Source organism: Kitasatospora sp. NPDC097643 (genome assembly GCF_040302625.1).
Lineage (GTDB): Bacteria > Actinomycetota > Actinomycetes > Streptomycetales > Streptomycetaceae > Kitasatospora.
The window spans coordinates 53,931-76,172 of the sequence record NZ_JBEOSA010000026.1 but is presented as its reverse complement, the minus strand read 5'-3'; the positions used below and the strand labels follow the sequence as shown (position 1 = coordinate 76,172).

19 protein-coding genes are annotated in these 22,242 nt (G+C 71.8%); 12 read left to right on the top strand and 7 right to left on the bottom strand.

Annotated elements, in window-relative coordinates; genetic code table 11:
- Positions 1-614: 614 nt before the first annotated feature.
- From ABTY15_RS18600 to ABTY15_RS18585, 4 genes are all read left to right on the top strand, one after another.
- Entirely contained in the window at positions 615-1,082 is a 468-nt protein-coding gene (locus ABTY15_RS18600; protein ID WP_350590862.1) for a TraR/DksA family transcriptional regulator, read from the top strand.
- A 172-nt stretch (positions 1,083-1,254) separates the two neighbouring features.
- The gene (lspA, locus tag ABTY15_RS18595) at positions 1,255-1,899 is read left to right on the top strand and encodes a signal peptidase II (RefSeq protein WP_502893534.1); all 645 of its coding nucleotides are present in this window, start codon (positions 1,255-1,257) and stop codon (positions 1,897-1,899) included.
- Between the two features lie 96 nt (positions 1,900-1,995).
- Entirely contained in the window at positions 1,996-2,934 is a 939-nt protein-coding gene (locus ABTY15_RS18590) for an RluA family pseudouridine synthase (protein WP_350590851.1), read from the top strand.
- Positions 2,935-3,009: 75 nt separating this feature from the next.
- Positions 3,010-3,471, top strand: a complete 462-nt coding sequence (locus tag ABTY15_RS18585; protein ID WP_350590844.1) for a GNAT family N-acetyltransferase — start codon at positions 3,010-3,012, stop codon at positions 3,469-3,471.
- A 107-nt stretch (positions 3,472-3,578) separates the two neighbouring features.
- Here ABTY15_RS18585 and ABTY15_RS18580 read toward each other — a convergent pair whose 3' ends face one another.
- Positions 3,579-4,601 (bottom strand): mechanosensitive ion channel family protein, encoded by a 1,023-nt coding sequence (locus tag ABTY15_RS18580; RefSeq protein WP_350590839.1) that lies wholly within the window; start codon positions 4,599-4,601, stop codon positions 3,579-3,581.
- Positions 4,602-4,774: 173 nt separating this feature from the next.
- Between ABTY15_RS18580 and ABTY15_RS18575 the strand changes: the two genes are divergently transcribed.
- Positions 4,775-7,669 (top strand): alpha/beta fold hydrolase, encoded by a 2,895-nt coding sequence (locus ABTY15_RS18575; RefSeq protein ID WP_350590830.1) that lies wholly within the window; start codon positions 4,775-4,777, stop codon positions 7,667-7,669.
- Positions 7,666-8,562: an ABC transporter permease gene (locus ABTY15_RS18570; RefSeq protein WP_350590827.1), complete on the top strand. Its 897-nt coding sequence runs from the start codon at positions 7,666-7,668 to the stop codon at positions 8,560-8,562. The genes ABTY15_RS18575 and ABTY15_RS18570 overlap by 4 nt, the downstream gene beginning before the upstream one ends.
- Before the next feature lie 99 nt (positions 8,563-8,661).
- Here ABTY15_RS18570 and ABTY15_RS18565 read toward each other — a convergent pair whose 3' ends face one another.
- Positions 8,662-10,293 (bottom strand): alkaline phosphatase D family protein, encoded by a 1,632-nt coding sequence (locus tag ABTY15_RS18565; protein WP_350590987.1) that lies wholly within the window; start codon positions 10,291-10,293, stop codon positions 8,662-8,664.
- 207 nt (positions 10,294-10,500) lie between these two features.
- Between ABTY15_RS18565 and ABTY15_RS18560 the strand changes: the two genes are divergently transcribed.
- The gene (locus ABTY15_RS18560; RefSeq protein WP_350590820.1) at positions 10,501-11,088 is read left to right on the top strand and encodes a dienelactone hydrolase family protein; all 588 of its coding nucleotides are present in this window, start codon (positions 10,501-10,503) and stop codon (positions 11,086-11,088) included.
- A 55-nt stretch (positions 11,089-11,143) separates the two neighbouring features.
- Here ABTY15_RS18560 and ABTY15_RS18555 read toward each other — a convergent pair whose 3' ends face one another.
- Positions 11,144-11,533: a RidA family protein gene (locus ABTY15_RS18555; protein WP_350590817.1), complete on the bottom strand. Its 390-nt coding sequence runs from the start codon at positions 11,531-11,533 to the stop codon at positions 11,144-11,146.
- Positions 11,534-11,605: 72 nt separating this feature from the next.
- Here ABTY15_RS18555 and ABTY15_RS18550 point away from each other — a divergent pair, with 72 nt between their 5' ends.
- A complete protein-coding gene (locus ABTY15_RS18550; RefSeq protein WP_350590814.1) occupies positions 11,606-12,505 on the top strand; it encodes a LysR family transcriptional regulator in 900 nt (299 codons plus the stop codon).
- A 99-nt stretch (positions 12,506-12,604) separates the two neighbouring features.
- On the opposite strand, the gene ABTY15_RS18545 is transcribed toward ABTY15_RS18550, so the two are convergent.
- The 3 genes from ABTY15_RS18545 to ABTY15_RS18535 form a co-directional block, all read right to left on the bottom strand.
- Complete coding sequence (locus tag ABTY15_RS18545) at positions 12,605-13,177, bottom strand: dihydrofolate reductase family protein (RefSeq protein WP_350590807.1); 573 nt, start codon at positions 13,175-13,177, stop codon at positions 12,605-12,607.
- Between the two features lie 49 nt (positions 13,178-13,226).
- Positions 13,227-13,964 (bottom strand): SRPBCC family protein, encoded by a 738-nt coding sequence (locus ABTY15_RS18540; protein WP_350590800.1) that lies wholly within the window; start codon positions 13,962-13,964, stop codon positions 13,227-13,229.
- A 195-nt stretch (positions 13,965-14,159) separates the two neighbouring features.
- Complete coding sequence (locus ABTY15_RS18535; protein ID WP_350590793.1) at positions 14,160-14,366, bottom strand: EF-hand domain-containing protein; 207 nt, start codon at positions 14,364-14,366, stop codon at positions 14,160-14,162.
- A gap of 178 nt (positions 14,367-14,544) precedes the next feature.
- On the opposite strand from ABTY15_RS18535, the gene ABTY15_RS18530 reads away from it, so the two are divergent.
- Together ABTY15_RS18530 and dnaE are read left to right on the top strand one after the other, a co-directional pair.
- Complete coding sequence (locus tag ABTY15_RS18530; protein WP_350590784.1) at positions 14,545-15,435, top strand: hypothetical protein; 891 nt, start codon at positions 14,545-14,547, stop codon at positions 15,433-15,435.
- Between the two features lie 123 nt (positions 15,436-15,558).
- Positions 15,559-19,092 (top strand): DNA polymerase III subunit alpha, encoded by a 3,534-nt coding sequence (dnaE, locus tag ABTY15_RS18525; protein WP_350590781.1) that lies wholly within the window; start codon positions 15,559-15,561, stop codon positions 19,090-19,092.
- 83 nt (positions 19,093-19,175) lie between these two features.
- Here dnaE and ABTY15_RS18520 read toward each other — a convergent pair whose 3' ends face one another.
- Positions 19,176-20,063 carry a LysR family transcriptional regulator gene (locus ABTY15_RS18520; protein WP_350590776.1) on the bottom strand — a complete coding sequence of 296 codons (888 nt, stop codon included), beginning with the start codon at positions 20,061-20,063 and terminating at the stop codon, positions 19,176-19,178.
- 72 nt (positions 20,064-20,135) lie between these two features.
- On the opposite strand from ABTY15_RS18520, the gene ABTY15_RS18515 reads away from it, so the two are divergent.
- Entirely contained in the window at positions 20,136-21,023 is an 888-nt protein-coding gene (locus ABTY15_RS18515) for a dihydrodipicolinate synthase family protein (RefSeq protein WP_350590768.1), read from the top strand.
- A 114-nt stretch (positions 21,024-21,137) separates the two neighbouring features.
- Positions 21,138-22,184: an aspartate-semialdehyde dehydrogenase gene (locus ABTY15_RS18510; protein WP_350590753.1), complete on the top strand. Its 1,047-nt coding sequence runs from the start codon at positions 21,138-21,140 to the stop codon at positions 22,182-22,184.
- The last annotated feature ends 58 nt before the right edge of the window (positions 22,185-22,242 follow it).

The following is a 22,242-nucleotide window of genomic DNA, read 5'->3' as shown; positions in this document are numbered from 1 at the left end:
CCGGGCCGCCCCGCGGTACCACCCTCCTTGGCCGCGGATGCTGCTTCGCGGCCCTCTTGTTTGGGCTTGCTGCCGGGTCTAGTGGGCCGCCGTGACGGCGGCCGTTCTTCCGGCGGCTCCGGGGTGATCTTCCCGCCGTGCACACCCCCGGGCTCGCACCGTCCCCGGGTCGCTGGTGGCTGCGTACGTCGGTACTCGTCCCATCTGCGCCTTGCAGGCCCAGTGTATCGGGCGTCGCAAGTCGGTTTGTCCGGGCCGTTCGTCCGGCCCGCGGTCAGGCCGGTTGTCCGGCCCGCCGTCCGCCCCACTGTCCGGCCTGCTGCCCAGCCTGTGGACGGGCGGTTAGTCGGGGGTGATCTGGGCACAAGTCTGGTCAGCGCGCGGGGCGTGGCGGCTGGGGCGGCTGCCTGGGTGGGATCATGGCGAGGCGTCGGTATGTCATGTTGTGACCGGTTTTGACCGGGATTATCGTTCCGGCACTGGAAGCCGCCGGGAACCGGCGGCTCGATTCGTTCGTAGATGGGGTCGAAGCCATGGCTGAGAAGGCAACCGGCGCGGGTACCGCCACCAAGCGGGCACGCAAGGCCGTGGCGGCCGATCCAGGGGAGGGGACCGTGACCACTACCGCACGGCAGAACAGCAGCACCGACACCGTCACCGTGGCGCGCGGCGCCGAGTCCGTGGACCCGGCGACGCTGCCGGTCCGGCCCGGTGAGGACCCGTGGACCACCGAGGAGGTCCACGAGCTGCACACCGAACTCATCAGCGAGCTGGAACGCCTGCAGAACGAGATCGGTGCCGCCGAGGCCGCCATCTCCGGCCTGATGCGTGACTCCAACGACGGAGCCGGCGACGACCAGGTGGACGCCGGTACGAAGAACATCTCGCGGGAGAGCGAGCTGGCGCTGGCCAACAACGCCCGGGACAGCCTCGCCCAGACCGAGCGCGCCCTGGCCCGGCTGGAGGGCGTCGGTTTCGGCATCTGCGAGTCCTGCGGGAAGGCCATCGGCAAGGCGCGGATGCAGGCCTTCCCCCGGGCCACGCTCTGTGTGCAGTGCAAGGCCAAGCAGGAACGCCGCTGAACCGGCCGACCGGCGCGACGCGGGGGGTCGGGCTTGCCGTACGCTCGACCCCGTAACGTCGCCTGATCCCTGAAACACGTCCGGTACCGAGGTCCGGACGTGCCCGGGCCGGCGACCACGGGCCCACCCTCCCCCACCTCCGACCGGGGGAGCTCCATCGGCAGCGGAGCGGATCATCAGTACGCAAGGTTCCCCCCAGACCCGGGACGACGCCGTCCCGACCCCCGCCGAAGCCGTGGAGGTGGCCGTGGCCGAGCCCACCGAACCCGCCGAGCCGGCCGAGGTGACCGCGCCGGTTCAGGCCGAGGCGCCGAAGGGCCCGCGGCGGGTCGGCGTGCTGCTGGTCGTGGCGGTGCTCGCCTTCCTGATCGACCTCGGCAGCAAGCTGCTGGTGGTGGCCCGGCTGGAGAACCACTCGGCGATCAAGGTGATCGGCGACGTCGTCACCTTCCAGGTCATCCGCAACTCCGGCGCCGCCTTCGGCATGGGCCAGGCGTTGACCGTGGTCTTCACGATGATCGCCTCGGCGGTCATCGTGGTGATCTGGCGGATCGCCCGCCGGCTCTACAGCCTCCCGTGGGCGATCGCGCTCGGGCTGCTGCTCGGCGGCGCCCTCGGCAACCTCACCGACCGGCTGTTCCGTGCGCCCGGGATCTTCCGCGGGCACGTGGTGGACTTCATCTCCGTCCAGCACTTCGCGGTGTTCAACCTCGCCGACTCGGCGATCGTCTGCGGCGGGATCCTGGTGGTGCTGCTCTCGTTCCGGGGCAGCAACCCGGACGGGACCGTCCACCAGCAGAGCGGCAAGACGGAGTAGCGCGGGGGCGGCCAGGCGGAGCGTTCGCGGGGTGGCAGGCGCGGGCGGCAGATGCGGGCGCAGGGGGAGGGTCGGGTTTCCGGCATACTCGTACGGGTGAGTACCGCAGCGCAGATCCGCAGCCTCCCCGTTCCCGACGGCCTGGAGGGTGAGCGCCTCGACGCCGCCCTCGCCCGGATGTTCGGCTTCTCCCGGACCAAGGCCGCCGAACTGGCCGCCGACGGCAAGGTGACGCTCGACGGCGCCGTGGCCGGCAAGTCGGACCGGGTGACCGCCGGGTCCTGGCTGGAGGTCGAGATCCCCGCCCCCGCGGCCCCGGTGCAGATCGTCGCCGAGCCGGTCGACGGCATGCGGATCGTCCACGACGACGAGGACATCGTGCTCGTCGACAAGCCGGTCGGCGTCGCCGCACACCCCAGCCCCGGCTGGACCGGCCCCACCGTGATCGGCGGGCTGGCCGCGGCCGGCTACCGGATCTCCACCTCCGGCGCGGCCGAGCGCCAGGGCATCGTGCACCGGCTGGACGTCGGCACCTCCGGGCTGATGGTCGTCGCCAAGTCCGAGCGCGCCTACACCGACCTCAAGCGGCAGTTCCACGACCGGATCACCCAGAAGCGGTACCACACCCTGGTGCAGGGCCACCCCGACCCGCTGAGCGGCACGGTGGACGCGCCGATCGGGCGGCACCCCAGCTCGGACTGGAAGTGGGCGGTCACCCGGGACGGCAAGCCGTCCATCACGCACTACGACCTGATCGAGGCCTACCGGGCCGCCTCGCTGCTCGACGTGAAGCTGGAGACCGGCCGCACCCACCAGATCCGGGTGCACATGTCCGCGCTCCGGCACCCCTGCGTCGGCGACCTGACGTACGGGGCCGACCCGACGCTGGCCAAGCGGCTCGGGATCACCCGGCAGTGGCTGCACGCCGTGTCGCTCGGCTTCGAGCACCCGGCGGACGGGCAGTGGGTCGAGTTCTCCAGCGAGTACCCGGCGGACCTGCGCAAGGCGCTGGACATCATCTCGGCGGAGAGCTGAGGGCTCAGGGCTGAGGGTCAGGGTCAAGGGCTGAGGGCCGAGAACTTCGAGCTGAGAGCGGACGGGAGACGCGGTATGACGGTGGGCATTCGGGTGGCGGACGGCGAGGCGGACCTCGCGCTGGTGCACGGCGTGCGGCGCGAGGTGTTCATCGTCGAGCAGGGGATCCCCGAGGACGAGGAGTGGGACGACCTCGACGGCACCTCGGAGCACCTGCTGGCCTTCGGGGCCGACGGCGAGGCGCTGGGGACCGCCCGGCTGATCCACGGTGAGCAGGCGCTCAAGCTGACCGGGGGGATCGAGGGGCGGATGCTGCTCGGGCGGCTGGCCGTCCGGCGGGCGGCGCGCGGGACCGGGCTCGGGGCCGAGCTGGTGCGGGCCGTCGAGGCCGCCGCGCGGGCGCGCGGGGCGGTGGAGATGGAGCTGCACGCTCAGGTGCAGGCGCTGGGCTTCTACGAGCGGCTCGGGTACGCGGCGGAGGGGCCGGAGTACCTCGACGGCGGGATTCCGCACCGGACGATGACCCGGGTGCTGTAGCCCTCCGGGGCTGTGGGTTCGCCGGGGCGGGTCCGCGGCGGAGTGCATGGCTGGTAGCGCGGTTCCCCGCGCCCCTCTCGGGGTGCGGGGAACTTTGCTTTCCCGGTCTATTCGGGAGTGGTGTGCAGGCGGGGGAGGGCGGTGGGGTGGGTGTCGCGCAGGTGGGCGATGAGCTGCTCGCGGATGTCGAAGCGGAGTTGGGTGGCGTCGTCCGGGGTGCGGGCGGTCATCGTGGCGCGGACCAGGATGGTGCTGGGGGTGGTGTCGGTGACGTGCAGTGCCCACTCGGCGCCGTCCCAGAGCGGGTGCTGGTCGAGGCGGGCGCGCAGGGCGGCGCGGAGCTCGTCGACCGGGGTGCTGTGGTCGAGGTGGAGCAGCACTGCGGCGAGCAGGCCGGGGTCGCGGCGGGTCCAGTTCTCGAACGGCTTGTTGACGAAGTAGGAGACCGGGACGATCAGCCGGCGGTAGTCCCAGAGCCGTACCACGAGGTAGGAGAGGGTGATCTCCTCGACGGTGCCCTGCTGGCCGTCCACCACCACGGTGTCGCCGATCCGGACGGTGTCGCCGAACGCGATCTGTAGGCCGGCGAAGAAGTTGCCCAGGGTGCTCTGGGCGGCGATGCCGGCGACGATGCCGATGATGCCGGCCGAGGCGAGCAGGCTGGCGCCGACGCTGCGCATCGCGGTGAAGGTCAGCAGCATCACGGCGATCGTCACGACGACGATGACCGCGCTCACCACCCGGCGCAGCATGCTGATCTGGGTGTGGACGCGCTGCACCCGGGCCGGGTCGTCGGCGACCGTCCTCTCGAAGCGGCCGAGCAGGGCCTCCAGGACGGCGGCGACCACCCGGACGGTGAGCCAGCCGAGCGAGGCGAGCAGGAGCAGCAGGACCGCGTGGTGCGCGCCGACGTCGTTCGTCAGGTGGAAGATCCGCTTGACGGGATTGGCGGCGAGCAACAGGGCTGCGACGACCACGAGTTGGAGCGGGATCCGGCAGCGGCGGAGCAGTGGCCAGACCGGGGCCTCGGGGTGGTCGGCGGCGATGCGCTGGAGTACCTGGTCGACGATCCAGCCGATCACCAGGGTGGCGGCGACGGTGGCGAGCAGGGTGGTCAGCGGCCAGAGCACGGGCACCTTCTCGGCTTTTCGGTTTCTCGGTTCTGGGCTTCGTGGTTCTCGGCGTCGCAGCAGGAGGTCGGGCGGGTACGCCGAACCATACCCGGGTGTAGCGGGGTGAACCGGGCGAATAGGGCGGCGGCTTTATCGGACGCCTACCAGCGCGACGGATACGATCAGCGCCCATGGAGTTCGGTGGGGCGTGGCGGCGTTGGCGCGGCCGGGGTACGCCGCTGCGGCGCAGGGTGCTGGCCGGTGCGGTGGCGCTGGTGGCGGTGGCCGGGGTCGGTACGGCGGCGACGGTGGCGTCCGGCGGTGAGCAGGCGGTCCGTCAGGAGGATCGTTTCCTCAACATGCCGGAGACACCCGGTAGCGACGTCCAGGTCCGGCTGGACACCTCGTTCTTCACCACCGGCACCGGCCCGCGCCCGGCGGTGCTGCTGGCGCACGGCTTCGGTGGGTCCAAGGACGGCGAGCGCGAGCGCGCCCAGCAGCTGGCCCGGCAGGGCTACGCGGTGCTGACCTGGTCGGCGCGCGGTTTCGGGCACTCCGGCGGGAAGATCGGCCTCAACGCGCCCGATCGCGAGGTCGAGGACGTCAAGCACCTGGTGGACTGGCTGGCGCAGCGCCCCGAGGTGCAGCTGGACGCGCCCGGCGATCCCCGGGTCGGCATCACCGGCGCCTCGTACGGCGGCGGTGTCTCACTGCTCGCCTCCGCCTACGACCGCCGGATCGACGCCGTCGCCACCCAGATCACCTGGTGGAACCTGGCCGACGCGCTGTTCCCGCAGGGGGTCCAGGGCTCCGGCGCGGTGGACGGGGTGTTCAAGAAGCTCTGGGCCGGCATCTTCTTCACCACCGGCGCGGCCGGTGACCTCGGGCCGTCCGGCGGGGCGCCGCGCGGTGGTGGCAGTGGCAGTGGTGGCGATGGCAGTGCCGGGGCCGGTGGCGGTGGCGGGGCGAAGCCTGATGCGGATGGGCCGGTGGGTTGCGGGCGGTTCCTGGACGCGCTGTGCCAGATGTACGACCGGGTCGCCACGGCCGGGCACGCCGACCCGGAGGCCGTCGCGCTGCTGGAGCGCTCCAGCCCGTCCTCGGTGGCCGATCGGCTGAAGGCGCCCACCCTGGTCGTCCAGGGGCAGCAGGACTCGCTGTTCCCGCTCGACCAGGGGGACCGGATCGCCCGGGCCGTCGCCGCCAACGGGGCGCCGGTCGCGGTGGACTGGTTCGCCGGTGGGCACGACGGCGGCACCGACACCAGCGCCCGGGTCGACGACCGGGTGACCGCCTGGTTCGACCACTACTTGCGGGGCCGGGACAACGACACCGGGCCGGCGTTCCGGGTCACCCGGACCGGCGGCCTCGACTCCACCGGGTTCCAGGCCGTGCTGCGTGGCGCGACCGCGGACCGTTACCCGGGGCTGGGTGGGACGGGCACGCGGACGGTGGAGCTGACCGGGGAGCGTGGGGGGCAGGGCGGCGGGGAGGCGGTCGGCGGGGAGAAGACCTTCGCCAACCCGCCCGGTGGTGCGCCGCCCGGGATCTCGACCCTGCCCGGCGTCGGCGCGCTCAGCCAGGCCGCGTCCGTGGGCGCGGGGCTGTCCCTGGACTTCCCCGGCCAGCACGCCGCCTTCGACTCGGCGCCGCTGGACGGGCCGCTGCACCTGACCGGGCAGCCGACCGTACCGGTGCGGGTGAAGGCGGACCGGCCGGACGCGGTGCTCTTCGCGAAGCTGTACGACGTCGGACCGGACAGCAAGGCCGTGCTGCCGCAGCAGCTCGCCGCTCCGCTGCGGGTGACCGGCGCGGACGCGGGCCGGACGGTGACGGTGAACCTGCCGACGGTCGACCACACCTTCCCGGCCGGGCACCGGCTGCGGCTCGTGCTGGCCGCCACCGACCTCGCGTACGCCTCGCCCGGCGAGCCGGCCGTCTACCAGGCCGCGCCCGCCGGGGCGCTGAGCCTGCCGACCGTCGAGGAGCTGGTCACCGAGGCCGCGCCGCTGCCCGCGCGGACCTGGGTGCTGCCGCTGGTCGCCGTGGTGGTGGCGGTCGGTCTGGTGCTGCTGCCGCGGCTGCGACTGCGACTGCGGCTGCGTCGGGCCCGGGGAGCCGGCGGGGCCGGTGGGGTCGGTGGGGCTGCGTACGATCCGGCGCTGGCCGGGGTGCCGTTGCAGATCAGCGGGCTGAGCAAGCGTTACAAGGGCGCTCAGGACCGTTACGCCGTGCGGGAGTTGGGCTTCCGGGTGGAGCAGGGTCAGGTGCTCGGCCTGCTCGGGCCCAACGGCGCGGGCAAGACCACCACACTGCGGATGCTGATGGGCCTGATCCGCCCCGACGCGGGCGAGATCCGGATCTTCGGCCACCTGGTGCGCCCCGGAGCGCCGGTGCTCTCCCGGGTCGGCGCGTTCGTCGAGGGCGCGGGCTTCCTGCCGCACCTCAGCGGACGGGCCAACCTGCGGCTGTACTGGCAGGCCACCGGGCGGCCGGAGCAGGACGCCTGCTTCGACGAGGCGCTGGCGATCGCCGGGCTCGGCGAGGCGCTGGACCGCGCGGTGCGGACGTACTCGCAGGGCATGCGGCAGCGGCTCGCGATCGCCCAGGCCATGCTCGGGATGCCCGATCTGCTGATCCTGGACGAGCCGACCAACGGGCTCGACCCGCCGCAGATCCGCGAGATGCGCGAGGTGATGATCCGGTACGCGGCCGCCGGGCGGACCGTCATCGTCTCCAGCCACCTGCTCGCCGAGGTCGAGCAGAGCTGCACCGACCTGGTGGTGATGGACCGCGGGCGGCTGGTCACCACCGGCGCGGTCGGCGAGATCGTCGGCTCGGGCTCGCAGCTGCTCATCGGCGTGGCCGCGGGGTACCAGCCGGAGTCGGTCGTCGAGAAGGTCGGCGCGCTGCCCGGGGTCGGCTCGGCGGAGGCCGTCGAGGACGGGCTGCTGGTGCGGCTGGACGGGCTGGCGGCGAGCGAGCTGCTGGCCGAACTGGTGCGCCTCGGCGTGCCGGTGGAGAGTGCCGGGCCGCAGCGGCGGCTGGAGGACGCGTTCCTGTCGTTGATCGGAGGTGCGGGGTGAGTACGGTCCCGGCGGGGCGGGCTTCGGCGGAGCCTTCGGGAGGGCAGGCCTCGGCGGACCATGCCGAGGGGTACCGGGCGGGCCGGACGCTGCCGCTGCGGGTGGAGGCGATGCGGCAGCTGCGTCGGCGCCGCACGCTGGTGATCGGCGCGGTGCTGGCCGCGATGCCGTTCGTCCTGCTGGCCGCGTTCCAGATCGGCGGCACCCCGGGCCGCCCGGACCGGACCAGCTTCATCGAGCTGGCCACCGCCTCCGGGGCCAACTTCGCCACCACGATGCTGTTCGTGGGCACCGGGTTCATGCTGGTCATCCCGGTGGCGCTGTTCTGCGGCGACACCGTCGCCTCCGAGGCGAGCTGGTCCTCGCTGCGCTACCTGCTGGCCGCGCCGGTGCCCCGGGCCCGGCTGCTGGTCCGCAAGTTCGTGGTCGGGCTGGGCTTCTCGGCGGTGGCCGTGGTGATGCTGCCCGCGATCGGGCTGGTCGTGGGCACGGCCGCGTACGGGTGGGGGGACCTCAAGCTGCCCGCCGGGGTCAGCCTGCCGGCCGGGGAGGCGCTGCCCCGGTTGGCGATCGCGGTGGTGTTCGTGTTCCTCAGCGAGATCGTGATCGCCGCGCTGGCGTTCTGGCTCTCGACGGCGACGGACGCGCCGCTGGGCGCGGTCGGCGGGGCGGTGTTCGCGTCGATCGTCACCGGGGTGCTGGACGCCGTCACGGCGCTCGGGGACCTGCGGGAGTGGCTGCCGGCGCACTGGCAGTACGCGTGGGCGGACGCCTTGCAGCCGCAGCTGGAGTGGGGCGGCATGGTCCAGGGCGTCTCGCTGTCGCTGTCGTACGCGGCGGTGCTGCTCGCGCTGGCCTTCCGGGGGTTCGCGCGCAAGGACGTGGTGTCCTAGGGCCGTCGGTCGGCGGCCCTAGGACGGGTGGTCGCTTGACCGGGGTGGTTATTCGGATTGGTTGGTTACGTGACCGGGTTCGTTACGTGACCGGGTTGGTTACTTGACCGGGTTGTTCACGCGCTCGACGCGCTGGGTGCCGGTGCGGGTGCGGTAGGAGCGGGTCCAGCTGCTGGTGGCGTCCTTGCGGGTGCGGTCGGACAGCACGTAGTAGTCCATCTGCGCCTGCTCGGGCGTGATGTCGAGGACGCCGTAGCCGTGCGAGTCCAGGTCGACCCACTTGACGTGCGGGTTGGCGGTCCTGATCGCGGCGGCCGCGGCGAGCGAGACGGTGTGCGGCGCGACCTTCAGCAGGTCGTCGATGTTGTCCGAGGTCGCCGAGGTGACCACGAACTCGGTGGCGATGCTGCCCGACAGCGGGTAGGTGGCGGCCTCGTTCGGGACGTCGGCGGCCCAGGCGGAGTGGATGTCGCCGGTCAGGAAGACGGTGTTGGTGATGCCGTTCGTCTTCAGGTGGCCGAGCAGCTCGCGGCGGTCGTGGGTGTAGCCGTCCCACTGGTCGGTGTTGACCGCCAGGCCCTCGCCGGGCAGGCCGAGCAGCTTGGCCAGCGGGCGCAGCAGGTAGTCGGGCAGCGAGAAGAAGGCGACCGGGGAGATCATCACCTCGTTGCCGATCAGCCGCCAGGTGGTGTCGGAGGCGGACAGTCCGGCCTTCAGCCAGTCCATCTGGGCGCGGCCGGTGAGGGTGCGGTCGGCCGAGTCGATGTCGCCGTTGCCGACCTTGACCTGCTGGGAGCGGAACGAGCGCTGGTCCATCAGGTGCAGGTCGGCGAGCCGGCCGTAGCGCAGGCGGCGGTAGGTGGTGCCGGCGATGGACGGCCGGACGGGCATCCACTCGAAGTAGGCCTGCTTGGCGGCGGCCATCCGGTCCGCCCAGTCGCCCTCGACGCCCGGGGTGTGGTTCTCGGCGCCGCCGGACCAGGCGTCGTTGGCGAACTCGTGGTCGTCCCAGATCGCGATGGTCGGGATCTTCGCGTGCAGGGCCTGGAGGTCCTCGTCGGTCTTGTACTGGCCGTGCCGGGTGCGGTAGTCGGCCAGGGTGAGGATCTCGTGGGTGGGGGCGTGCGGGCGGACGACCTTGCCGCGGGCGCAGAACTCGCCGGTCTTGTACTCGTAGATGTAGTCGCCGAGGAAGAGGAAGGCGTCCAGGTCGCCGCGGGCGGCGAGGTGGCGGTAGGCGGAGAAGTAGCCGGCCTCCCAGTTGGCGCAGGAGGCGACGCCGAAGCGCAGGCGGGCGAGCGCTGCGTCGGCGGCGGGGGTGGTGTGGGTGCGGCCGACGGGGGACGTGCTGGAGCCTGCGGTGAAGCGGTACCAGTAGGTGGTGTCGGGGGTCAGGCCGCGGACGTCGGCCTTGACGGTGTGGTCGGTGGCGGCGGTGGCGGTCACCGTGCCGCTCGCGACGACGCGGGTGAAGGCCTGGTCGGCGGCCAGCTCCCAGCGGACCTCGGTGTCGGGGCCGAGGGTCGAGCCGGGGACGGCCTCCGGGGTGGGCGTCACCCGGGTCCAGAGCAGGACGCCGTCGGGGAGGGGGTCGCCGGAGGCGATGCCGTGCAGGAAGCGGGGGGCTTCGGTGGCCGCTTCGGCGGGGGTGGAGAGGGCGAGCGCGGAGGCGCCGGCGGCCAGGGCGCCGGCCTTCAGCACCTGGCGGCGACGGGGGCGGGCGGAGGTCATGTCATGGACAAGATCGGTCACGACGGAAGGTTACCCGCTGGTAAAGCATAGGTAAATCGGGTGATCTGACGTTCTGTTGCGAAACGATCGGATTTGGCCACCCCGGGCGGAGGTGGGGTGCGGGGGCGTGGGAGGCGGTGGGTGCGCGGTCATGCGGGATCATGGAGGGGAAACCGAGCCCCAGTAGTACGTCGAAGGATCCCCGCCGTGGCCCAGATCGTCCTCTTCCACTCCGCCCTCGGGCTGCGCCCCGCCGTCCACGCCGCCGCCGAGCGGCTGCGCGCCGCCGGGCACACCGTGCACGCCCCGGACCTCTTCGACGGGCGGACCTTCGACGACATCGAGGCCGGGCTGGCGTACCAGGAGGAGATCGGCGGCAGCGAGGAACTGCTGCGCCGGGCGGTGGCGGTGTCCGCTCCGCTGTCCGACGGCGGGCTGGTGTACGCGGGCTTCTCGCTCGGCGGCTCGCTCGCGCAGAACCTGGCGCTGGCGGACGAGAAGGCGCGCGGGCTGCTGCTCCTGCACGGGACTTCGGACCTGCGGGAGGATGCCGAGACCTCGATCCCGGTCCAGCTGCACGTCGCCGAGCCGGACCCGTTCGAGACCGAGGACTGGCTGAACGCCTGGTACCTGCGGATGCGTCGGGCCGGGGCCGACGTCGAGGTGCACCGCTACCGGGGCGCCGGGCACCTGTTCACCGACCCCGAGCTGGCCGACTACGACGCCGAGGCGGCCGAGCGGGCCTGGGCGGTGGCGCTGGACTTCCTGGCGGAGCTGGACGAGCTGGACGGGTGAGTGGGTGAGCAGGGGGCGTTACGCGTGGGACGGGCCGGGCGGGAGATGTAGGGCGTTACGCGGTGGTCCGGCGGGCGTCGACCTCGATCTCGATCTTCATCCGGGGGTCGGCGAGACCGCACACGAGCATCGTGGCGGCCGGGCGGACCTCGCCGAAGCAGCGGCGCAGGACCGGCCAGCAGGGTTCGAAGTCCGCGCGCTCGGGCAGCAGGTAGCGCACCCGGACCACGTCCGCGAAGGTGCAGCCCGCCTCGGCCAGCGCGGCCCCGATGTTGCGCAGGCACTGCTCGGCCTGCTCCACCACGTCGTCGGAGATCGTCATGGTGGTGTAGTCGAAGCCGGTCGTCCCGGACACGTGCACCCGGTCGCCGTCGACCACGGCCCGGGCGTAGCCGATCTGCTCCTCGAAGGTCGAACCGCTGAGGATCGCGCGTCGCTCTGTCATGCGCCGAACGCTAGGTGAGCAGCACCGATACGTCTAATACGGTGACAGGCATGACCTGATATCCCTGGGCGTATGGACCGTCCCGAGATTCCCCTCCCGCAGCTGCACGCGTTCGTCGTGCTCGCCGAGGAACTCCACTTCGGCCACGCGGCCGCCCGCCTGGGCATCGCCCAGCCGCCGTTGAGTCAGCAGATCCGGCGGCTGGAGGAGAAGGTCGGCCACGCGCTGTTCAGCCGCGAACCGGGGCGGGTCGCGCTCACTCCGGCCGGTCGCGAACTGTTGCCCGCCGCGCGGCAGGCCATCACCGGCCTCGCCGACGGTCTGGCGGCGGCCCGGGCCGTCGGCAGCGGCCGGGCCGGGCGTCTGCGGATCGGCTTCTCCGCGTCCCTCGCCCTGACCGTGCTGCCCGGGCTGCTGCGCACCTTCCGGGAGCGGTACCCCGGTGTGGAGTTGGACATCCGTGAGATGACCACGGCGCCGCAGCTCGCCGCCCTGCACGAGGGAGCCATCGACATCGGCCTGCTGCGCGAGCCCCCGGCCGACGAGCCGGGCATCGGCTTCCGGACCGTCCTCACCGAGCCGTTCGTGGCGGTCCTGCCGGCCGCCCACCCGCTGGCCGCCCAACGGACCGTGCGGGTCCCCGAGTTGGCGGACTCGCCGTTCGTCCTGCTGCCCCGCGCGGTCGGCCCGCAGCTGTACGACCGGATCACCGGCCTGTGCGGCGCGGCGGGCTTCACGCCCAGGGTCGTCCAGCACGCGGTGGAGTGGCAGACGGTGTGCGCGCTGGTGGAGACCGGCCTGGGCGTCTCCCTGGCCCCGGCGAGCATCCGGCGGATCCGCCTCCGCGGTGTGGCCTTCCGCCGGATCGAGGCCGGCACCGCCCGCACGCGGGTCGCCGTCGCCTGGCGTGCGGGCGATCGGAACCCGCTGGTGGTGCAGCTGTTGGCGACGGTTGGCCCGGCAGCGCCGTAGGTGTCGTAAGTGCCGGAGGGGCCGGGGGATGGGCGGGCTGCGCAGGAAGTCGGGCGGGCCGACTTCCTGTGCGGTGCTGCGCGGTGAGGGGTGTCAGTGTCAGTGGAGGACGTCGAGGACGTTCTTCTGCAGGCCGTTGGAGTAGACCTCGTGCTCGACGAGCTTCAGCTTCTGGGTGTCCTTGTCCGTGGTGCTGAACAGGCGCTTGCCGGCGCCGAGCAGCAGTGGGTAGACGAGCAGGTGGTAGCGGTCGATCAGGCCCGCGTCGGAGAGGGCGTGGTTCAGGGTGGCGCTGCCGTGGACGATGATCGGGCCCCCCTCGGTCCGCTTGAGCGCGGCGACCTCGTCGAGGGAGCGCAGGATGGTGGTCTCGCCCCAGTTCGGGACCAGTTGGTCCTCGGTGAGGGTGGTGGAGACGACGTACTTCGGCATCGTCTTGTAGTGGGCGAACTCCGGCATGTCCGGCCACACCGGGCTGAAGGCCTGGTAGCTGACCCGGCCCATCAGGATGGCGGTGGACTCGCGCTGCTCGCGCTCCTTGATCTCGAAGGCCTCGGGGACGAACTCGACGTCCTTGAAGGTCCAGCCGGAGTTGCGGTAACCGGGCTCGCCGCCCGGGGCCTCCACGACGCCGTCGAGGGAGATGAATGCGGTGCTGATGAGGGTGCGCATCGGAGGTTCCGTTCGGTCTCGGTGTCGGTGTCGGGTTGGGTCGTGTCGGTCAGTTGAGGTGTGCGGCCAGCCAGCGTTGCCAGGCGGTCTCGGCTCCGGCCGGGGCCGGGCCGAACAGGTGGTGGAAGCTCAGCGCGATGCCGGGGCCTTGGTGGAAGGTGTAGATCCCGTCGGTGGTGCGGATCTCGAAGCGTTCGTCGTCCGCCCAGACCACCTCACCGTCCAGCGGCGGCAGGTCGGCCGGCTCGGCGTGGGCCCGGGCGCCGACGGTCACCGGGGTGGGGAGGGAGAGGGCGCGGGCGAGTACCGTCCGGACGTCCTGCGCCGACCGGTCGCCCGTCGGCGCCGCGGCGAAGACCGGGAGGGCGGTGCGGCCGGGGAAGTGCGTCAGGTACTGGTGCAGCGTGCCGAGGTGGAAGGGCCAGCCGCGGCGCAGCGCGTCGTACTCGTCCTGCCAGTCGTCGCCCAGGAGGCCGCTGTGGACGACGCGGAGGACGGTGCTGCCACCCTCGCGCCCTTCGATGAGGTACTCGAAGGCCATGAACCGGCCGTCCTCGGCGGTGGGGGTGCGGGTGGCGAAGCGCTCGCCGGGTTCGTAGGCGGTGATCAGCGCCTCCCCCCGGTGGCCGCCGGTGTCCATCGTGGCGGTGCCGCCCTCGCGGGCCTCCACGTGGTTGCGGCCCATGAACCAGGAGTCGATCCCCGGCCCGGTGGCGACGGCCTCCCAGACCTGCTCCGGGCCGGCCGGCAGGACCGTCTCCAGTTCGATCTCGAACGGGTGCGTCATCGTGGGTCCCTCTGTTCCGCTGCGGGCTCGGTTGCTTGTGGTCCGTCGGTGGACTGCGACAGACAAAAAAATCGTGAAAAGTCGGCCTGGTCGACTTCCTGTGCAAGTCGGCGGCCCCTCGCGCGGCTGGGCGCGAGGGGCCGAGGAGAGGGAAGGAGGCGGTTCACCGGGAGAGCCGGTGAACCGCCCCTGACGTCACTTGCGGATGAGCTCGGCGAACTCGTCGAGGTCGATCTGGCCGTCGCTGTTCTCGTCGGCGTACCTGATGATGGCGGCAGCGTTCTCGTCGGTGACCTTGGGGTCCTTCTGGAGGTAGTCCTTCAGCTCTTCGAGGCTGATGGTGCCGTTGCCGTCGGTGTCGATCTCGTCGAACTGGCGCTTGACGTCGGTGCTGTTGGCCATGTTCTGCCCGTTGGTGGGTGCGGATTTCTGACGGTCGGAATCCTATGGGCAATTGGTGGCGAATGACCCACTGTGCTCGAACTGTCGAGTTACTCGGACAATGCGACGGGCCTATTTTCCTTGCTCCACCTTTGGATCGAGATCCGGTGGCCCGGTCGGCTGGGCGAGGATGGGGGCCATGGCAGAGCGGAGATACGAGTACGCGCCGGCGAACACGCTGCCGGGGTTGTTGCAGCGGGGCCGGGGGCTCGGGGCGCGGATGGCGGCGGAGGATCCGGCGTCCGCCGCCGAGTTGGTGTACGGGTGCATCCGCTGGGAGTGGCGGTGGGATCGGCAGGTGGACGACCGGGCGCTGTATCTGGCGCGGCTGGTCCGGGACCTGGAGCTGCCGCTCGGGCCGGTGGTCGAGTTGCTGGCCGGGGACGAGGGCGCCTGCGACCGGGCCACCCGGGTCCTGGAGCTGCTGGCGCTCGGCGGGTCGGGCGAGGCGCGGGAGGCGCTGCGGGCGTACGTCCGGGACGGGGGAGAGCGCCGGGCGGAGGTGCTGGAGTCGGTGGCCCTGGTCTGGCCGGTGGAGTGGTGGGGTGATCTGACCGACGCCGGACCGGTACCGCAGGAGCCGGCTCCGCATCGCCGGGGGCGGAGGGATCCGCTGCCGGAGCACGGGGAGGTGGGGGACCTGGCGGCGTTGGTGGCCGGGCTGGAGCGGTGCTGGGTGGAGCAGGTGTGGTGCGGGCCGGACGGGCTGGCGCGCGGGCTCGCGCGGTTCGGGGCGGAGGCGGCAGGGGCGGCCTCGTTGTTGCGGCGGTTCTGGTTGTGGACGCCGCACTCGTACGAGCGGGCCGCGTACCTGGAGGCGTTGGCGGGGGTGGCGCCGGCCGGGCTTGCGGAGGTGTACGTCGAGAGCCTGTGGGACTGTGAGGCGGACGCCCGGATGCTGGCGGTCGGGCGGGCTCCGGACACGCCCGAGGTCCGGGAACGGCTGGGATACCTGAGCGGCGATCCGATGGAGGACCCGGGGGTTCGGGAGGCGGCGCGGGCCCGGCGGGAGGCTAGAGTAGACGGGTGAACGTGTGAGTGATGGTCCGGACCCCATGAGGCGGTTCGGACCTCGTCTGTTTCCAGGGGTAACCCCTGTGACCTGCGCGTTCGCCGGCCCACCAGACCAGCACGAGCCTCCGGAGGCCCCGCCTTGAGCGACCAGCCGTTCGCGCATCTGCACGTTCACACCGAGTACTCGATGCTGGACGGTGCCGCCCGGCTGAAGCAGATGTTCAAGGAGGTCGAGCGGCTGGGCCAGACCCACGTCGCGATGACCGACCACGGGAACATGTACGGCGCCGCCGAGTTCCACCGGCAGGCGACCGACGCCGGGATCACGCCGGTGATCGGCATCGAGGCGTACGTCGCGCCGGAGTCCCGCAGCAACACCAAGCGCATCCTGTGGGGTCAGCCGCACCAGAAGAAGGACGACGTCTCGGCGTCCGGCGCGTACACCCACAAGACCATCTGGGCCCGGAACAAGGAGGGCCTGCACAACCTCTTCAAGCTGACCTCGCGCTCGTACGCGGAGGGCTGGCTGGTGAAGTGGCCCCGGATGGACAAGGAGCTGATCTCGGAGCTGTCCGGCGGCCTGATGGCCACCACCGGCTGCCCCTCCGGCGAGGTGCAGACCCGGCTGCGCCTGGGCCAGTTCGACGAGGCGGTGAAGTCGGCCGCCGACTACCAGGACATCTTCGGCAAGGAGAACTACTTCCTGGAGCTGATGGACCACGGCCTGGACATCGAGAAGCGGGTCCGCGACGGGCTGCTGGAGATCAGCAAGAAGCTGAACATCCCCCCGGTGGTCACCAATGACTCGCACTACACCACCGAGGCCGACGCGGGCGCGCACGACCTCCTGCTCTGCGTGCAGACCGGCAAGAACCTCTCCGACCCGGACCGCTTCCGCTTCGACGGCACCGGCTACTACATCAAGTCGGCCGCCGAGATGTACGCGCTGGACTCCTCGGACGCCTGGCAGGAGGGCTGCCGCAACAGCCAGCTGCTGGTCGCCTCCCGGGTCGACACCGAGGGCATGTTCAAGTTCAAGAACCTGATGCCCCGCTTCCCGATCCCGGAGGGCTTCGAGTCCGAGGCGGACTTCTTCAAGTCCAAGGTCTGGGAGGGCATGGACTGGCGCTTCCCGGACGGGTACGACGAGGAGCACAAGAAGCTCGCCGAGTACGAGATGGACACCATCATCCAGATGGGGTTCCCGGCGTACTTCCTCGTGGTCGCCGACTTCATCATGTGGGCGAAGAGCCAGGGCATCGCGGTGGGCCCCGGCCGTGGTTCGGCGGCCGGTTCGCTGGTCGCGTACGCGATGGGCATCACCGACCTCGACCCGATCCCGCACGGCCTGATCTTCGAGCGCTTCCTCAACCCCGAGCGCATCTCCATGCCCGATGTCGACATCGACTTCGACGAGCGCCGGCGCGGTGACGTGATCCGCTACGTGACGGACAAGTGGGGCTCCGACAAGGTCGCCATGATCGTCACGTACGGCACCATCAAGGCGAAGGCCGCCATCAAGGACTCCTCGCGCGTCCTCGGCTACCCGTACGCGATGGGCGACCGGATCACCAAGGCGATGCCGCCGGACGTCATGGGCAAGGGCATCCCGTTGTCCGGCATCACGGACAGCAGCCACCCGCGCTACAGCGAGGCCGGCGAGATCCGGGGGCTGTACGAGACCGACCCGGACGTCAAGAAGGTCATCGACACCGCGCGGGGCATCGAGGGCCTGATCCGCCAGCCCGGCGTGCACGCGGCCGGCGTCATCATGTCCGCCGAGCCGCTGACCGACCACATCCCGGTCTGGACCCGGCACACCGACGGCGTCACCATCACGCAGTTCGACTACCCCACTTGTGAGGGCCTCGGCCTCCTCAAGATGGACTTCCTCGGCCTGCGCAACCTGACGATCATGGACGACGCCGTCAAGGCGATCGAGAAGAACAAGGGCGTCAAGATCAACCTGCTTGATCTGCCCCTGGACGACAAGCCGACCTACGAGCTGCTGTCGCGCGGTGACACGCTCGGCGTCTTCCAGCTCGACGGCGGGCCGATGCGCTCGCTGCTGCGCCTGATGAAGCCCGACAACTTCGAGGACATCTCCGCCGTACTGGCGCTGTACCGACCGGGCCCGATGGGCGTCAACTCCCACACGAACTACGCGCTCCGGAAGAACGGGCAGCAGGAGATCACGCCGATCCACCCGGAGCTGGAGAAGCCCCTGGAGGAGGTGCTCCGGCCGACGTACGGTCTGATCGTCTACCAGGAGCAGGTGCAGAAGGCCGCGCAGATCCTCGCCGGGTACTCGCTCGGCCAGGCCGACCTGCTGCGCCGCGCCATGGGCAAGAAGAAGAAGGAGATCCTGGAGGCCGAATTCGTCCCGTTCCAGAAGGGCTGCCGGGAACGCGGCTACTCGGACGCGGCGATCCAGGCGGTGTGGGACGTCCTCGTCCCCTTCTCCGGCTACGCGTTCAACAAAGCGCACACCGCCGGGTACGGGCTGGTCTCGTACTGGACGGCGTACCTCAAGGCCAACTACCCGGCCGAGTACATGTCCGGCCTGCTGACGTCCGTCAAGGACGACAAGGACAAGTCGGCGGTGTACCTGAACGAGTGCCGCAAGATGGGCATCCAGGTGCTGCCGCCGGACGTCAACGAGTCGGACTCGGACTTCACCCCGCACGGCAGCGACACCGTGCGCTTCGGGCTCACCGCCATCCGCAACGTCGGTGGGCCGGTGGTCGAGTCGATGATCCGGACCCGGAAGGCGAAGGGGAAGTTCGTCTCCTTCCCGGACTTCCTGGACAAGGTGGAGTCGGTGGTCTGCAACAAGCGGACCGTCGAATCGCTGATCAAGGCGGGCTCGTTCGACTCGCTCGGGCACACCCGCAAGGGCCTGAGCGCGCAGTTCGAGCCGATGATCGACAACGTGGTCGGGGTGAAGCGCAAGGAGGCCGAGGGCCAGTTCGACCTGTTCGGCGGCGACGCGACCAGCGACGAGCCGAGCTTCGGGCTGGACGTGGTGTTCTCCGAGGAGGAGTGGGAGAAGTCCTTCCTGCTCACCCAGGAGCGGGAGATGCTCGGGCTGTACGTCTCCTCGCACCCGCTGCACGGCATCGAGCACGTGCTCGCCGACAAGGCGGACTGCGCGGTGGCGGACCTCGCCGACCGGCCGGACGGGACGATCGTCACCATCGGCGGCATCATCTCGGGCCTCCAGCGGAAGATGACCAAGCAGGGCAACGCCTGGGCGATCGCGACGGTCGAGGACCTGGCGGGGTCGATCGACTGCATGTTCTTCCCGGCGAGCTACCAGCTGGTGTCCTCCCAACTGGTGGAGGACGCCGTGGTGTTCGTGCGCGGCAAGCTGGACAAGCGGGAGGACGTGCCGCGGCTGATGGGGATGGAGCTGTCCGTCCCCGACCTGTCGAACGCGCACGCCGAGGCGCCGATCACCATCCTCATCCCGAGCGGGAAGGTGACGCCGCCGCTGGTGGCCCGGCTCGGAGAGGTGCTCGGCAGCCACCGGGGCACGACCGAGGTGCGGGTGCGGCTGGAGGGCCACACCAAGACCACGGTGCTGCGGCTGGACCGGCACCGGGTGAAGTCGGACCCGGCGCTGTTCGGGGACCTGAAGCAGCTGCTCGGGCCCAGCTGTCTGGCCGGGTAAGGCATGTGACCGGGTAAGGCGGACGGCCGGGGGCGCTCACGACGGTGGGCGCCCCCGGGCTTCTTCAGGCGTGCCCGGGCGTTTCAGGTCTGGCCGCCGAGGCCCGGGGGCACCGCCGTGTGCAGGGCCGAGACGAAGGCGGAGATCGCCGGGTGGGAGCCGGCGCCGGCGCGGAAGGCCGCGCGGGTGCGGCGGTACATCGGCAGCCGGGTGAGGACGACCCCCGGTGGCGGGTTCGCGGTGCCCAGGTGCGGGATCAGGGCCACGCCCTGGCCGGCCGCCACCAGGGCCAGGACGGTCGCGAAGTCGTCGATCTGGTGCCGGATCCGGGGTGCGAAACCGGCGGACTCGCAGGCCCGGACGGCCATGCCGTGGCAGAGCGTGCCCGGCGGGGACATGATCCACGGCGCGGTGCGCTGCTCGGCGACGGTACCGGGGGTCCGGGCGGCCAGGTACATCGGCTCGGTGAACACCGGCCGGGTGACCGCCAGGCCGGGCTCCGGATCGGCCGGGACCAGGTCGTACTCGTGCACCAGGGCGACGTCCAACTCGCCCGCGCGCAGTGCCGCCGCGACGCCCGCCGGATCGACCTCGGTCACCATCGGCTCCAACCCCGGGTGCCAGCTTGCCAGTTCGGCGAGCACCGCCGGGATGATCGCGCGGGCCGCCGAGGGATAGGTGCCGATCCGCAGCGGTCCGGCCAACCCCTGCCGGGCGTGGGCGAGTTCGGCGCCCGCCTGCTCCAGCAGGGCCAGCACCGACTCGGCGTGCCGGACCAGGTTCCGGCCCGCGGGCGTCAGCGCCACCCGGCGGCCGGTCCGCTCCAGCAGCGGGACGCCCGCCTCCTTCTCCAGGACGGACAGCTGCTGGGACACCGCCGAAGGGCTGAAGGACAGCGCCTCGGCCACGGCGGCGATGGTGCCGAGGTGGGCCAGTTCGCGCAGCAGGCGAAGGCGTCGGACGTCGAGCATCGGCTCAGCTTACGAGAAGCGTCGGAAATGTGAACTGGACCCGGGCGATCGGCGGGCCGCAGGATCGTGGGCATGGAACTCACGGGTATCTACGTCCCCCTGATCACGCCCTTCGCCGCGGACGGCACGGTCGCGCTGGACGCCCTGGAGAAGCTCGCCCACGAGCTGTTGGACGCCGGCGCGGCCGGGCTGGTCGCGCTCGGCACCACCGGCGAGCCCGCCGCGCTCACCGCCGAGGAGCGGGACGCCGTGATCGACGTCGCCGCGGCCGCCTGTGCGGCGCGCGGGGCGCAGCTGATCGTCGGCGCCTCCGGTGGTGACACCCGGGCCGTCGGCGAGGCGCTGGCCGCGCTGGGCGCGCGGGCGCCGGAGGCGGCGGCGCTGGTCACCACCCCGTCCTTCGTCCGGGCGGGCGAGGCCGGGACGGTCGCGCACTTCCGGGCGCTGGCGGAGAGGAGCCCGCTGCCGCTGGTCGTCTACCACATCCCGTACCGCACCGGGCAGCAGCTCTCCACCGGCGCACTGCGCGAACTGGCGGCGATCGAGGGCGTGGTGGGCGTCAAGTACGCGACCGGCGGGCTGGACCAGACGGCGGCCGAGCTGCTCGCCGACACCCCCGAAGGGTTCGCGTTCCTCACCGGGGAGGACGCCTACCTGGCACCGATGCTGGCGATCGGCGCGGCCGGCGGCATCCTCGCCTCCGCGCACCTGGCGACCGGCCGGTTCGTCGAGCTGTACGAGGCCTGGCGGGCCGGGGACGTCGAGCGGGCCCGGGCGCTCGGGCACCGGCTGACCGCCCTGGCGCTGTCCGCGTTCACGGCGCCCAACCCGACGGTGACCAAGGGCGTGCTGCACGCCCAGGGCCGGATCCCGACGCCGGACGTACGGCTGCCGCTGCTGCCGGCCGGGCGGGCCGAGGTGGACGCGGCGCTGGCCCTCGTGAATGGTCTGGACCGCTAGGGCCTGTCCGGGCGCCCTCTCACACCGTGGAATACCAGGTCGTATCGAGCCCGTGACAAGGCATGATGGGCAGAGTGCGGCTGTGAACAGCACCATCCAGAGGAGTAGTCGGAAATGAAGATCGGCATTGTCGGGGCCACCGGCCAGGTCGGCGGCGTGGTCCGCGAGATCCTGGCGGAGCGCGCAGGACTTCCTGGTGGCATTGGCCCGGTCGAGCAGCTGCGGCTGTTCGCCTCGGCCCGTTCGGCCGGGCGCACGCTGCCGTGGCAGGGCACCGAGGTGACGGTGGAGGACGCGGCGACGGCGGACTACACCGGTCTGGACATCGTGATCTTCTCGGCCGGCGGCACGACCTCCAAGGCGCTGGCCCCGAAGGTCGCCGCGGCCGGTGCCGTGGTGATCGACAACTCCTCGGCCTGGCGCCGCGACCCCGAGGTGCCGCTGGTGGTCTCCGAGGTCAACCCCGAGGCGATCGCCGACCGCCCCAAGGGCATCATCGCCAACCCGAACTGCACCACCATGGCCGCCATGCCCGTGCTGCGCCCGCTGCACCAGGAGGCCGGGCTGGCCGCGCTGGTCGTCTCCACCTACCAGGCCGTCTCCGGCAGCGGCGTGGCCGGCGTCGCCGAGCTCCAGGACCAGGCCGCCAAGGTCGTCGACGGCGCCTCCGCGCTCGCCCACGACGGCGCCGCGGTCGAGTTCCCCGAGCCCAAGGTCTACCGGCGCCCCATCGCGTTCAACGTGGTGCCGCTGGCCGGCTCCATCGTCGAGGACGGCTCCAACGAGACCGACGAGGAGCAGAAGCTGCGCCACGAGAGCCGCAAGATCCTCGGCATCCCCGAGCTGAAGGTCGCCGGCACCTGCGTGCGCGTGCCGGTCTTCTCCGGCCACTCGCTGCAGATCAACGCCCGCTTCGAGCGCCCGATCAGCCCCGAGCGGGCCGCCGAGCTGCTCGCCGGCGCCCCGGGCGTCGAGCTGTCCGAGATCCCCACCCCGCTCCAGGCCGCGGGCAAGGACCCGAGCTACGTCGGCCGGATCCGGGCGGACGAGACCGTCGAGCACGGCCTGTCGCTGTTCGTCTCCAACGACAACCTGCGCAAGGGTGCGGCCCTCAACGCCGTCCAGCTCGCCGAGCTCGTCGCCGCGGAGCTCAAGGGCTGATCAGTCGCTCGCGTGACCACGCGTGACCATGGGGCGGGCCCCGTCGTTGGGACGGGGC